The 11,995-nt window shown below is 67.1% G+C and carries 11 protein-coding genes and 1 pseudogene; 4 read left to right on the top strand and 8 right to left on the bottom strand.

The features are described from left to right. Both U5914_RS16755 and U5914_RS16750 read left to right on the top strand, forming a co-directional pair. Window positions 1-158, top strand: a pseudogene (locus tag U5914_RS16755) (IS6 family transposase); the annotation flags it as partial. A gap of 57 nt (window positions 159-215) precedes the next feature. Further along, window positions 216-485: a hypothetical protein gene (locus tag U5914_RS16750; protein ID WP_336136892.1), complete on the top strand. Its 270-nt coding sequence runs from the start codon at window positions 216-218 to the stop codon at window positions 483-485. A gap of 2 nt (window positions 486-487) precedes the next feature. On the opposite strand, the gene U5914_RS16745 is transcribed toward U5914_RS16750, so the two are convergent. From U5914_RS16745 to dapA, 4 genes are read right to left on the bottom strand one after another with little or no spacing between them, the layout of a single operon-like run. Next, complete coding sequence (locus U5914_RS16745) at window positions 488-1,324, bottom strand: 2,3,4,5-tetrahydropyridine-2,6-dicarboxylate N-succinyltransferase (RefSeq protein ID WP_336136891.1); 837 nt, start codon at window positions 1,322-1,324, stop codon at window positions 488-490. Window positions 1,325-1,376: 52 nt separating this feature from the next. After that, window positions 1,377-2,576, bottom strand: a complete 1,200-nt coding sequence (locus tag U5914_RS16740; protein WP_336136890.1) for a DUF6498-containing protein — start codon at window positions 2,574-2,576, stop codon at window positions 1,377-1,379. A 44-nt stretch (window positions 2,577-2,620) separates the two neighbouring features. Next, window positions 2,621-3,412, bottom strand: a complete 792-nt coding sequence (gene dapB, locus U5914_RS16735) for a 4-hydroxy-tetrahydrodipicolinate reductase (RefSeq protein WP_336136889.1) — start codon at window positions 3,410-3,412, stop codon at window positions 2,621-2,623. Beyond that, window positions 3,409-4,293 (bottom strand): 4-hydroxy-tetrahydrodipicolinate synthase, encoded by an 885-nt coding sequence (gene dapA / locus U5914_RS16730; RefSeq protein WP_336136888.1) that lies wholly within the window; start codon window positions 4,291-4,293, stop codon window positions 3,409-3,411. Before dapA ends, dapB begins: the two co-directional genes overlap by 4 nt. 280 nt (window positions 4,294-4,573) lie before the next feature. On the opposite strand from dapA, the gene U5914_RS16725 reads away from it, so the two are divergent. After that, complete coding sequence (locus tag U5914_RS16725) at window positions 4,574-5,413, top strand: M48 family metalloprotease (RefSeq protein ID WP_336136887.1); 840 nt, start codon at window positions 4,574-4,576, stop codon at window positions 5,411-5,413. Between the two features lie 51 nt (window positions 5,414-5,464). Here U5914_RS16725 and U5914_RS16720 read toward each other — a convergent pair whose 3' ends face one another. Both U5914_RS16720 and U5914_RS16715 read right to left on the bottom strand, forming a co-directional pair. Further along, entirely contained in the window at window positions 5,465-5,719 is a 255-nt protein-coding gene (locus tag U5914_RS16720) for a glutathione S-transferase N-terminal domain-containing protein (RefSeq protein WP_336136886.1), read from the bottom strand. Window positions 5,720-5,804: 85 nt separating this feature from the next. After that, complete coding sequence (locus U5914_RS16715; protein WP_336136885.1) at window positions 5,805-6,224, bottom strand: hypothetical protein; 420 nt, start codon at window positions 6,222-6,224, stop codon at window positions 5,805-5,807. A 103-nt stretch (window positions 6,225-6,327) separates the two neighbouring features. On the opposite strand from U5914_RS16715, the gene folP reads away from it, so the two are divergent. Continuing rightward, complete coding sequence (folP, locus tag U5914_RS16710) at window positions 6,328-8,769, top strand: dihydropteroate synthase (RefSeq protein ID WP_336136884.1); 2,442 nt, start codon at window positions 6,328-6,330, stop codon at window positions 8,767-8,769. Between the two features lie 19 nt (window positions 8,770-8,788). Here the strand turns inward: folP and U5914_RS16705 are convergent, their stop codons facing one another. Both U5914_RS16705 and U5914_RS16700 read right to left on the bottom strand, forming a co-directional pair. Next, complete coding sequence (locus U5914_RS16705; RefSeq protein ID WP_336136883.1) at window positions 8,789-9,913, bottom strand: two-component system sensor histidine kinase NtrB; 1,125 nt, start codon at window positions 9,911-9,913, stop codon at window positions 8,789-8,791. Window positions 9,914-10,024: 111 nt separating this feature from the next. Next, a complete protein-coding gene (locus U5914_RS16700) occupies window positions 10,025-11,992 on the bottom strand; it encodes an AMP-dependent synthetase/ligase (protein WP_336136882.1) in 1,968 nt (655 codons plus the stop codon). Window positions 11,993-11,995: the final 3 nt, after the last annotated feature.

Raw genomic sequence — 11,995 nt, 5'->3', positions numbered from 1 at the left:
GATACGAAAAACACGGAAATCGGAACAGCGCCGAACGTGTCTTTCGTGAGATAAAACGACGAACTACCAGCTTTTCGAACTGTTTCAGCAACGCCGAAGCAGACACCGCCGACGATTGGCTTCGAGCATTCGCCTTCGCATGGAATCAGCTTATCTGAACACTACCACTCACACGGACCGAAACGTTTCAGCCGTCTAGACACGGAGGAACGGCTATGAGCGACCAAAAACGGGACAAGACCAGCCCCATCGGCACGATGCTCGGGGCGAGCCTCGGCCCCCTCGGGGCCGCCGTCGGCACCGTCGTCGACGAGGACCGCTTCGCGTTCAAGTTCTCCATTGGCACAGGTGCCGACGATGACGACGACATGGCCGACGCGACGACCATCGAAATCGAGGACGAGGAAGCCGACACCGAGGACGAATCCGAAGAAGCCGAGGCCGAGACTGAAGCCGACGAGGAAGCAGGAGAAACCGCCGACTGAGTTTAGTTATCGCGTAGGGCGTCCTCGCGCTGGGTTGCCTCGAGGGTCTCCTCTTCGACGTCGGTCGCGACCACGGCCGGCTTATAAGCCCCACCGTCGAAGAGGTCGTGGTCGCCGACGCTGGATTCGACGAAGCGTGTGAAGGCCCGCCGCTCGGGCGGCAGTTCGCCGTAGAGGACCTCCTCCTCGACGAGGTCGTAGACCGGGATACGCGGCGTCAGGAGCGTGTTCTCGCCGACGATGCTGTTCTCGCCGACGACGAAGCCGGAGGTGACCCGACAGCCGGCACCGAGCGAGACGCCGTCCTCGATGATGACGGGGGCTGCCTCGACGGGTTCGAGGACGCCGCCGATGAGCGTGTTCGCGCCGAGTTTCACGTCGTCGCCGATCTGAGCGGCCGACCCGACCGTGTCACAGGAGTCGACGAGCGTCCCGTCGCCGATGTGGGCGCCAATGTTGACGAAGGCAGGGGACATGAGAATCGCGTCGCTGCCGACGTAGGCGCCGCGGCGGATGACCGTTCCGTCGGGCGTGTTCCGGGTGCCGCGCTCCGGCAGGTCTTCGGTGTCGCGAAGCGGCAGGACGTCGTGGTAGTCGACGCCGCCGTAGTTGTGGCTCTGAATGTCCCGGAGGGTGAAGTTCAGCAGGATGCCCTGCTTGACCCATTCGTTGGCCTGCCACTCGCCGTCGCGCTTCTCGGCGGCACGGACCTCGCCGGCTTCGAGGGCTTGCAGGAACTCTTCGAGGACGGCGTACTCCTCGTCGCCGGCCGCCTCAGCCGTCAGTCCGTCTTCCTTGCGCCGCTGCAGTTCCACGATGTCGCTTTCGAGCGCACTCATTGGGAGTATGCTCGGAAACGCAGGCCTTGGCTCTGTTGGAACGGGCGCGTTTTCAGTTCGTTTCGTCGGTCGACCGAAGTGCCTCCGCGTCGGGAACGGCGGGGATGCGAATCGTCCGATTGTCGTGGCTCACGACGAGCGTCTCGGTCCCGAGCAGCCGGTCGGCGACCGTCTCCCGCGCGTCGGCGGCCTCGACTTTCCAGGTCGGCACCCGCCACTGGGGTTCTCGGAGGAGTCGGTCGTAGCCGAGGACAGCGAGGTCGTCGCCGACCCGATACTCCATCGTCAGGTAGCGGATGGCCCGGTCGAGTACGCCGACGGCCGCGAGGACGACGAGGACGACGAGAGCGACGCCGCCGAAAATCCACAGCAGTGTCAGGTCGCCGCTGGCGAGCGTCAGGAGGACCGCGAGGAGGCCGACGATTCCCGAGAGGGCGACGGCGGGCGAGCGAAGGCCCCGACCCACGCCCCCGAGGAGGACACCCGCCGGGCGCGGGCGAACGACCTCGACCGGTTCGGACAACTCCTCGTCGATAGCGGGCCACGCCGGAGTGTCGGTCGCCCACCCGAAGGAGATGTAGGTCCGCTCGTCGAAGGCCTCGAGACGGTCGCGGTAGACGCTCGCGAGGTCCAACAGGAGTTTCACGCAGACGACCCCACCGAGAAGTGCGACCGGCGGCACGCCGGCGGCGACCCCCGCCCCGCCGAAGAACAGCACCATCCCGACGACGAGAATCGGCCAGACGGCCGTCCGCAGGGCCAGTTGGGCGTTGACCTCGTGGTGGCGGCCGACGAGGAAGTAGCCGTACAGCGTCTCGATACTCCGGCCGACGGCGGCGCCGATGATGGCGAGTCCGGCCGCCGCGTTCTCCTCCGAGAAGGCTACCCCAGCCGCATCGAGCCCCGCGAAACCGACCCCGCCGGCGACGAACCAGACGGCGCCGAAGGCCGGGACCGCCACGACGAGTACGGGGAGGTGGGCAACCTGAATCTCGGTGGCCGTCCACGGGACAGACAGCCCGCCGCGTTTGTGGCGCGTCGCGCCCACCACGAGCCCATCGCTCGGGTGTTGCGGCGGCAACTGCGCGAAGAGGGCCCGAACGGCGGCAAGCACCAGCATCACGCCGAGTTCGAACCAGTAGACCAGGAGGATTGCGGCCAGCGACCACCCGAAGAACGCGACGCCCACGAGGGGAGCCGCGTTCGTGAGGAGGGCCGCGAGGAGTTCGGGTCGGCGACCGGTCGGATTCATGGAGGGCGATGGTGAGGGTTTTCAGCGAGGCGGCACCGCGGCGGCTACAGCACGTCCTCGAAGTCGTACCAGCCGGCCTCTTTGCCGGCCAGCCACTCCGCGGCGTCGACGGCGCCAGCGGCGAAGACGCGCCGTGATTCCGCACGGTGGGTCAAGGTGAGCACCTCGTCGTTGCCGGCGAGCAGGACCTCGTGTTCGCCGCGGACGTTGCCGGCCCGGCGGACGTGGACGCCCACCTCGTCTTCCTCACGCAGGTGCTCGCCCTCGCGGCCGTGGGTGCGGTCGAGTTCCTCGTCGCGGTCTCGCGGCTCATCACCGCTCGACTCTCCGGCGGCGCGTTGCGCCGCCCACACCTCGTCGATGACGTCGAGAACCGTGTTCGCGGTCCCGCTCGGGGCGTCTCGCTTGCCGTTGTGGTGGGTTTCGGTGAGTTCGATGTCGTACTCGGGCAGCGCCTCGACGCCGGCCTCGACGACCTGCATGAGCGCCTGCACGCCCTTCGCGAAGTTCGAGGCCTTGAGCACCGCCGTCGACTCACTGGCCTCGCGGAGGGCGTCGATTCCCCCCTCGTCGAATCCCGTCGTCCCGACGACGTAGGGGACGCCGGCCTCGGCGACCAGTTCGACGTACTCGCGGGTCGCGTCCGGGACGGTGAAGTCGATGACCGCGTCCGCCTCCTCCAGCAAATCCGGCAGGGCATCGCTGGTGTGAACGCGCACGTCCTCGATGGAATCCTCGGAACGGGCGATGCCGTCGACGTCGTGGCCGCGGCCGCTGGCCTCGGCGACGATTTCGGTCCCGGTCCGGCCCGTCGCGCCGATGACGACCAGTTTCATCGTTCCAGGTCGTCCAGAACCTCACGCAGGCGTTCGCGGTTCTCCGACTGGAGCGGCGACAGCGGCGAGCGCATCGTCGAGGAATGAACCCCCCGCATCTCCATGGCCTCCTTGATGGGGATGGGGTTGGTCTCGATGAACAGCGTCCGGAAGAGGTCGCCGAGTTCGTACTGGAGGTCGCGGGCACGGTCGAAGTCGTTCTCCAAGGCGGCGCCGACCAGCGCGACGGTGCGTTCGGGTTCGACGTTCGCGGCCACGGAGATACAGCCCGAGCCACCCTGTGCGATGACTGGCAGGGTCAGCGCATCGTCACCGGACAGGACCGCGAAGTTCTCCTCGCGGGTGCGCTCGATGACCTCGTTGACGCGATTGAGGTCGCCGCTTGCGGCCTTGTAACCGACGATGTTCTCGTGTTCGGACAGCGAGACGGCCGTCTCGACGGCGATGTTTCGGCCCGTCCGGCCCGGGACGTTGTAGATTATCTGCGGCAGGTCGACGGCGTCGGCGATCTGTCGGAAGTGGTGTTCCATCCCGTCGGGTTCGGGGATGTTGTAGTACGGCGAGATGAGCAGCAGGCCGTCGGCGCCGGCGTCGGCGGCGCGCTCGGAGAGTTCCAGCGCCTCGCGGGTGTTGTTCGAGCCGGAGCCGGCGATGACCGGCACGTCGTCGACGGCGTCGATGACCGTCTCGACGACGTCGATGTGTTCGTCGTGGGTCATCGTCGCCGATTCGCCGGTGGTGCCGACGGGTACGAGGCCGTCGACGCCCGCGGCTTCGAGTCGCTGGGCGTGGTCGCGGAGGGTTTCGTGGTCGATGCTCTCGTCGTCGTGGAACGGCGTCGTCATCGCAGGGAAGACGCCGGTGAACGTGTCGTGTGTCATGTTGGGTGCTGGGAGTCGGTAATCGAAGGCGGTGCGTCCGGAAGCGACCTCCGACGGGGGCGCCACGCCCGCCGGAGACCTGCCTACGGACGTTTGCCTTTGGAGAAAGCGACCGAACCGGCGTGCTCGCGGGTAGTCGCTGGCGACCCACCGACGAGCACGTGGCTTCGCATATCCGTGAACGGGACGCGAACCAACTTATGTATTGTGAGTTATCCACGTCCCTTGCTAGCATTCGGGCCGGAAGCCATATCCGCTGAAATCCCTAACCGGCGCACGTATGCGACACATCGGACTGAAAGCACGGATGGCGTTCGTCGGGAGCGTCCTCTTCGCGTTCTACGCGCTCGTCGCCATCATCGCCGTCGAAGTCTACGGCGTCGGCCTGCCCATCGTCTTCCTGGGCACCATCGCCTTCGCCGGTTTCCAGTACAAGTTCGGCAAGTGGGCCGCGATTCGGAGTTCCGGCGCCGAGGACATGGACGAGGACCGCTATGCCGAAATCCATCGGTCGGTCGAACGCATCGCCGACGAGATGGACCTCGACAAGCCGCGCCTGATGGTCGCCCAGATGGGTGTCCCCAACGCCTTCGCGGTCGGCCGCCGCGGTGCCGGCACGGTCGTGGTCTCGACGGAACTCATCCGTACGCTGAGCCACGACGAACTCGAAGCCGTCCTCGCCCACGAACTCGCCCACATCGACAACCGCGACGTCATCACGATGGTGTTGGGCCAGTCCATCGCCTCGATGCTCGGGATGGCCGCCTACTTCGTCGTCGCCTTCGCCGGCGAGGACGGCATCGGCAGCATCGTCGTCGGCTACATCGCCTCCATCCTCGTCCAGTCGGTGACGATGGTCTTCGTCCTCGCCATCTCGCGGTATCGGGAGTACGTCGCCGACTCCGACGCGGCCCGCCACGTCGGCGGCGACGCGATGGCGAGCGCCCTCCAGAAGATCAGCGCCGCCGGAAAGGGCCGGGACACCGACCTCGATTCCGACGTCGCCGCGCTGGCGATCTTCGGCGGCGACCGCGGCGGCCTCGAAAAACTGTTCGCGACCCACCCGCCCATCGAGAAGCGCATCGAGGCGGTTCGCGACGTCGAGAAGGAGTTCTACTGAGCCGACGGACGAACGCCCTGTTGTCGAACGGGTCTACCGTTTCGGACCGTCTCAGGCGTAGTTTTCTTCGAGATGGTCGATGATGGCCTCGCTATCGTAGAGTTCGACGCCGTGCTGGTGGTCGACGAGGAACGGAATCTCGTCTTTGCCGCCGATCGAGACCATCTCCTCGAGTACCTGCTGGTTTCGGACGCCGTTGCCGGCGGTACGCGGGTTGTGGTTGATATACGAGACGCCCAACGCCATCAGTTTCTCCCGAACCTTCTCACAGTACGGACAGTCGTCGGCCTGGTAGAGTTCGAGCATTTCGACAGTACCCTCAGCGGGATGCCGATTAATGATTGCGTCAAAAACGATAGGTCGACTACGTTCGGCGAGAGGTGACAACCCCTCACATACCGCCGGTCGTATCGCCCGGGTCGCCGTTCGTCATGATGACGCCACTGACGAGCATCAACACGGCGAGGGCGACCATGCCCGCATCCCAGCCCATGCCGGCCGTCATCGCGCTCCCGCCCATGCCACCGTTCATGCCCATCCCGCTCCCGTCGTCCATCATGCCCGTGCCGAGAAGCGCCTGATTGAGGAGCATCACGAGCGAATAGACGACCATGAGCGGGCCGCTCGCGCTTCCGAGTCGTTCGGCGTAGGGCGTCAGGAGGACGGCCCCGTGGACGATGACGACGACGCCGAGGAGGCCCATGAGCCAACCGCTCGTCACCATGCGCGAGGCCATCGACGCGCTCCACAGCGAGTACAGGCCGGAGACGAACGCGATGGATGCCCCGTAGCGTCGAGTGTCCGAGACCATATACGAACCACAGGCGCCACCATATAGAAACCCGACCCCCATCGACCCGACGACCGGTATTCCGGTTCGACACGCTAAAGCGGCCGCCCACAATCCATTCAATATGGAGTACCACGAGGCGGCGAACTTCCTGTTCGACCTCCGCCGATACTCGCCGCGGACGGGCGTCGAGTCGACGCGGCGCCTCCTCGATTACGTGGACGCACCGGACGAGGACCTCCGCGTCGTCCAGATAGCCGGGTCGAACGGGAAGGGCAGCACCGCCCGCATGGTCGAACGCGTCCTTCGCGAGGCGGGCCACAGCGTCGGCCTCTACACCTCGCCGCACCTCGACGACATCCGCGAGCGCGTCCGCATCGACGGCCGCAAGGTACCGAAGGCGGCCGTCACCGAGTTCGTCGAGGCGGTCGAACCCTACGTCACCGACGAGGCCGCCGACGGCCACTCGCCCACCTTCTTCGAGACGACGACGGCGCTCGCCGTCTGGGCATTCGCCCGCGCGGACGTCGACATCGCAGTGCTGGAGGTCGGCATCGGCGGGAAGCACGACGCGACCAGCGCCGTCGACGCCGAGGCCGCCGCCGTCACCAGCGTCACGCTCGAACACGCCGACATCCTCGGCGATACGGTCGAGGAAATCGCCCGCGACAAGGCCGCCGTCGCACCCGAAACGAACCCCCTCGTCACCGGCGCAACCGGTGACGCGCTGGCCGCCGTCGAGGACGTCGCCGGCGACGTGGTCCGCGTCGGCGAGGACGACGAGGCCGACGTTCGCGTCACCGACCGCGGCCGCGAGGGTATCGAACAGGCCGTGGATTTGGCGGCCGACGACTGGAAAGCGAGCACTCACCTCACCCTGCTCGGGTCGTATCAGGCCCGGAACGCCGGCGTCGCGGCGGCGCTGGCCCGACAGGTCGGTGGCGTTGTCGAATCGGACATCGAACGTGGCCTCCGGAACGCCCACTGGCCCGGCCGCTTCGAGGTGATGGAACGGGAACCGCTCGTCGTCCTCGACGGGGCGCACAACCCCGGCAGTTGCGAGGGCGTCGCCGAGACCCTCTCGACGTTCGACTACGACGACCTGCATCTCGTCTTCGGCGCGATGTGCGACAAGGACCACGCCGGCATGGCCGAAGCGCTCCCGACGGCCGACCACGTCTACACCTGCCGGCCGGACTTCGAGCGCGCCGAATCAATCGACGCGCTGGCGGCCGTCTTCGAGGACGCTGCCGGGACCGTCGACGCGGTGGGGTCGGTCACCAACGCGGTCGAAACCGCCATCGGAAACGCCGGCGAAAACGACGCCGTCCTCGTCTGTGGGTCGCTGTTCGTCGTCGCCGAGGCCCGCCGCCGCTGGACCCGCGAGTACGTCCCCAAGCGCGTGCCCGACATCGAGACCGCCGCCGACGTACTGGAGGGCGCGAACGTCACCGAGGGCGGCGTCTACCGCATGCGCGGCAAGGGCGTCCACCGCGTGCTCGCGACCCGCGTCCGCCGCCGGCAGGCCGACTACCTCAAGCAGGAACTGCTCTCCATCGGCGGCGAGTGTGCCACCTCCGGCCTCGACGCACAGGACCGCGAACTGGTCGACGTCGTCCTGATGGGAACCCTCTCGCAGTTCAAGCGCCTCAGCGAGAAACTGCAGGGCCAACCCGACGGCCTCCCCGCCATCGGCACCGAGATTCGGGAAGCGCTGGGCATCCAGCAGAGCCCCGCGACGGGCGGCTATCCGTGGGAGGACGGCACCGCCGTCATGGGCATCCTCAACGTCACGCCCGATTCCTTCCACGACGGCGGCCGCTACGACTCCCTGGAGGACGCCGTCGCTCGGGCCGAAGCGATGATCGAGGACGGCGCCGACATCATCGACGTGGGCGGGGAGTCCACCCGTCCCGGCGCCGACCCCGTGCCCGTCGAGGAGGAACGGGACCGCGTCGTCCCCGTCGTCGAGGCGCTGGCCGACGCCGACGCCCTCGTCTCCGTCGACACCCGAAAGGCGGCGGTGGGCCGGGCGGCCCTCGATGCCGGCGCCGACATCCTCAACGACGTCTCGGGGCTCGAAGACCCCGAGATGCGACTGGTCGCCGCGGACTACGACGCCCCCGTCGTCGTGATGCATTCCATCGAGACGCCGGTCGACCCGAGCGCCGACGTGGAGTACGACGACGTCGTCGACGACACCATCGACGCGCTGACCGAGCGCGTCCTGCTGGCCGAGAAGGCCGGCCTCGACCGCTCGCAGATCATCGTCGACCCCGGCCTCGGCTTCGGGAAGACCCCCGCCGAGAGCTTCGAACTGCTCGGCCGCGTCGACGAGTTCCGTGCCCTCGGCTGTCCGATTCTGGTCGGCCACTCCCGCAAATCCATGTTCGGACTGGTCGATGGCGGGGACCCCGACGAGCGACTGGCCTCGACGGTCGCCGGCAGCGCCATCGCCGCCGAGCGCGGCGCCGATATCGTCCGCGTCCACGACGTCGCCGAGAACGTCGCCGCCGTCCGGGCCGCCGAAGCCGCTGCCGACCCCGAGCGGTTCACCGAGAACTGACGGGACCTCGAACCGGCGTTCAGGCGTCGAACTCGATACCGGAGATTTCGAAGCGGGCGCCCCCCGATTTGCTTTCGGTCACGTCGATCTCCCAGCCGTGGGCATCGACGATGTTCCTGACGATGGAGAGGCCGTAGCCGTTCCCGTCGGATCCGGTCGTATACCCCTCTTCGAAGACCGACTGCCGCTCGGAGGGGTCGATGCCGACCCCGTCGTCGGCGACGTAGAACGTGTCGCCCTCGATGCCGACGCGGACGGTCAGGTCGCCGGGTTGCGGTTCTGGGGCGTCCTCGCGAGCCTGCGAGCGAGGGCTTGTGGAGCCATACTCCACAGCGTCCTCCTGAGTCCCCGAAGGAGGGTTCGTCGAACCGTGTTCGACAGCGTTGTGAAACAGGTTCTCGAGTATCTGTGCCAAGCGGTCATCGTCGGCGAGTATCTCGACGTCGGCGTGCTCACAGACGAGCGTCGCATCGCCGGTCGCGGTGGTGTTCCACGCTGCCCGGGCCGTCGCGGCCAGCGACACGGGCGCTTCGTCCTCGACGGTCTGGCCGGAGCGAGCCAGCGTGAGCAACTCGTCGGTCAGCGCCTCCATGCGGTCGTGGGCTTCCTCGACGCGGTCGAGATACGAGCACTCGCCGGTCTCCCGTGCCAGTTCGGCGTTGCCGCTGGCGACGGTCAGCATGTTGTTGAGGTCGTGGCTGACGACCGACGCGAACTCGTCGAGGCGCTCGTTCTGCCGTTCGAGGCGGCGCTCGTACTCGTGTTGGTCGGTGATATCGACGTTGATGGCGACGAAGTGGGTTATCTCGCCGTCTTCCTCGACGGGCGCGATAGTCTGGTCGACGACGTATCGGTCCCCCGACTTCCGCTCGTTGATGAGTTCGTTCCGCCAGACGTTCCCGGAGAGGATGGTCTCCCACAGGTCCCCATAAAACGCCGCCTCGTGTTCGCCCGACTTCAGGATGCGCGGCGTCCGGCCGACCGCCTCCGCCGCGCTGTACCCTGTCGTCTCCTCGAAGGCGGGGTTGACGTACTGGATGATGCCGTTCCGGTCGGTGAAATACACGGAGTGACCGGAGGCCTCGACCGCCCGACGAAAGAGTTGCTGGCCGAGGTCGGCGAACGCTGACGTACTGTCCCCCATGTAGTACGTACGCCTTCGGCCACCAGACTTTTAAGCGAGTCGTTGGGCTCACCGGCCGAAACCCCCGAAAGCCGCAGTCCGTACGTCGGCGTGGCGGGTCGACAGGCCGTCTCAGTCGGTCGTGGCCTCGGCGGGGTCCCGGCCGTAGATGCTGTCTATCTCCGCCTCGAAGGCCGACCGGATGTTCCGTCGCTTCTTCTTCATCGACGGCGTCAGCAGGTCGTTGTCGGCGGTCCACTCCCGAGCGACCAGTCGGAACGCCTTGATCTGCTCGTGTTTGGCGAGGCGTTCGTTGACCCGGTCTATTTCCTCGTCGACCCATCGCCGGGCCGCATCCGTCTCGATGACCGCTTCGGGGTCCTCCGGGAGGTCGATGCCCTCCTCGTCGGCCCAGTCCCGCAACGCCTCGAAGTTCGGCGCGACGATGGCGGCGACGAACTTCTCGTCGTCGCCGACGACCATTATCTGGTCGACCCGCGGCGAGGTGGCGAACTCGTCTTCGATGGGTTCGGGCGCGACGTTCTTGCCCGTATCCAGCACGATGAGGTTCTTCAGGCGGTCGACGAAGATGAGATAGCCGTCCTCGTCGCGGGTGACGATGTCGCCCGTCCGGAACCACTCGCCCTCGAAGGCCTCGGCGGTCGCCTCGGGCTTGTTCCAGTAGCCCTCGAAGACGTTCGGCCCCTTGACGAGCAACTCGCCGACCTCGCCGTCGATTTCGTCCTTCGTGGAGTCGGCGACCATCTCGTCGTCGAGGCGGACCGCCACGTCGACCAGCGGCGGCCCCATCGTCCCGATGTGGATGTCCTCGGGCGGGTTGAAGGAGACGCCCGGCGCGGTCTCGGTGAGGCCGTAGCCCTCGACGATGGTGATGCCCATCGCACGGTAGAGCCGGGCAAGGTCGGCCGACAGCGACCCGCCGCCGGAGATGAACATCTCGATGTTGCCCCCGAGGGACTCCCGCACCTGCGAGAAGACCAGTCGGTCGGCGACGCCGAGTTTCGCCTGCTGGAGGGCCGAGGGGCTCTCGGCGCGGTCGTATTCCTGTGCGACGCCGACCGACCACTCGAAGATGCGCTTTTTCAGCGGCGAGGAACTGGCCTGCTCGCGGATGCCGTTGTAGATGCGCTCGTAGACCCGGGGGACGGCGGCGGCCAACTCCGGTTCGACCAGTTCGATGTCCTCGGCGATGGTGTCGGCGCTGCCCGCGTAGGCGAGGGTGACGCCCGACCCGAGGCTCTGGAAGTGGTTCGACCGCTCGAAGGCGTGGGCGAGCGGCAGGAAGGCGAGCGAGGTCTTGCCTTCCTCCAGGACCGGGACGCCCTCGGGCTTGTCGGGGCGAGGGCCAATGCGCTTGCGCACCTGATTCATGCAACTCCGCCAGTTCTCGTGGGTGAGTTCGACCCCTTTCGGGTCGCCCGTCGTCCCCGAGGTGTACACGAGGCTGGCGAGGTCGGTCCACTCGCCGTCGTCGACCCACGATTCGACCATCCCCGACTCGAAGGCGTCGGCACCCATCTCGTAGACCTCGTCGAGCGTATAGCAGTCGGCATCGAGGGCCGTCTCGACCGGCCCCGCCTCCAGCAGGACGGCGAAGTCGATGTCGATGTTGTCCTCCGCCGCGGCAAGCGTCGACAGCAGTTCCGCGTTCTCGACGACGACACCGGTCGAATCGGGGTCATCCAGCAGGTACTCGACCTGCGGGACCGACGATTCGGTGTAGACGGTCGTGACGACCGCGCCGGCCGACATGAGCGCGAGGTCGGCCTGTGCCCACTCCATGCGCGTATCCGCGTAGATGCTCACGCGGTCCCGTGGGTCGACGCCGACCTCCCGGAAGCCGACGGCCAGCCGTTTGACGATGTCGGCGACGTCCCGATACGAGAGGTCGGCGTACGCCCCGTCGGGCGCGGGGGTGACGATACCGCCGTCGACCAGCGCCCGGTCGTGGACACCCCCTTTATACTGCTGGCAGGTCGCCGACCCGTAGCGGTCGACCGCATCGAAGAACAGCCGCGGAATCGTCGTCTCCCCGATTACCTCGTCCGTGTACTCCCGTTCGGCCTCGCGCCAGGACATAGT

Origin of the sequence: Natronomonas amylolytica, assembly GCF_037031205.1 — an archaeon.
GTDB classification, from domain to species: Archaea; Halobacteriota; Halobacteria; order Halobacteriales; family Haloarculaceae; genus Natronomonas; species Natronomonas amylolytica.
Note: the sequence above shows the minus strand (reverse complement) of the source record. Positions and strands in the feature narration are given on the sequence as shown.

Bases quoted from the DNA above. Each gene is read 5' to 3' on its own strand.
- U5914_RS16750 (WP_336136892.1), top strand. From the start codon at position 216: ATGAGCGACCAAAAACGGGACAAGACCAGCCCCATCGGCACGATGCTC.
- U5914_RS16745 (WP_336136891.1), bottom strand. From the start codon at position 1,324: ATGAGTGCGCTCGAAAGCGACATCGTGGAACTGCAGCGGCGCAAGGAA.
- U5914_RS16740 (WP_336136890.1), bottom strand. From the start codon at position 2,576: ATGAATCCGACCGGTCGCCGACCCGAACTCCTCGCGGCCCTCCTCACG.
- dapB (WP_336136889.1), bottom strand. From the start codon at position 3,412: ATGAAACTGGTCGTCATCGGCGCGACGGGCCGGACCGGGACCGAAATC.
- dapA (WP_336136888.1), bottom strand. From the start codon at position 4,293: ATGACACACGACACGTTCACCGGCGTCTTCCCTGCGATGACGACGCCG.
- U5914_RS16725 (WP_336136887.1), top strand. From the start codon at position 4,574: ATGCGACACATCGGACTGAAAGCACGGATGGCGTTCGTCGGGAGCGTC.
- U5914_RS16720 (WP_336136886.1), bottom strand. From the start codon at position 5,719: ATGCTCGAACTCTACCAGGCCGACGACTGTCCGTACTGTGAGAAGGTT.
- U5914_RS16715 (WP_336136885.1), bottom strand. From the start codon at position 6,224: ATGGTCTCGGACACTCGACGCTACGGGGCATCCATCGCGTTCGTCTCC.
- folP (WP_336136884.1), top strand. From the start codon at position 6,328: ATGGAGTACCACGAGGCGGCGAACTTCCTGTTCGACCTCCGCCGATAC.
- U5914_RS16705 (WP_336136883.1), bottom strand. From the start codon at position 9,913: ATGGGGGACAGTACGTCAGCGTTCGCCGACCTCGGCCAGCAACTCTTT.
- U5914_RS16700 (WP_336136882.1), bottom strand. From the start codon at position 11,992: ATGTCCTGGCGCGAGGCCGAACGGGAGTACACGGACGAGGTAATCGGG.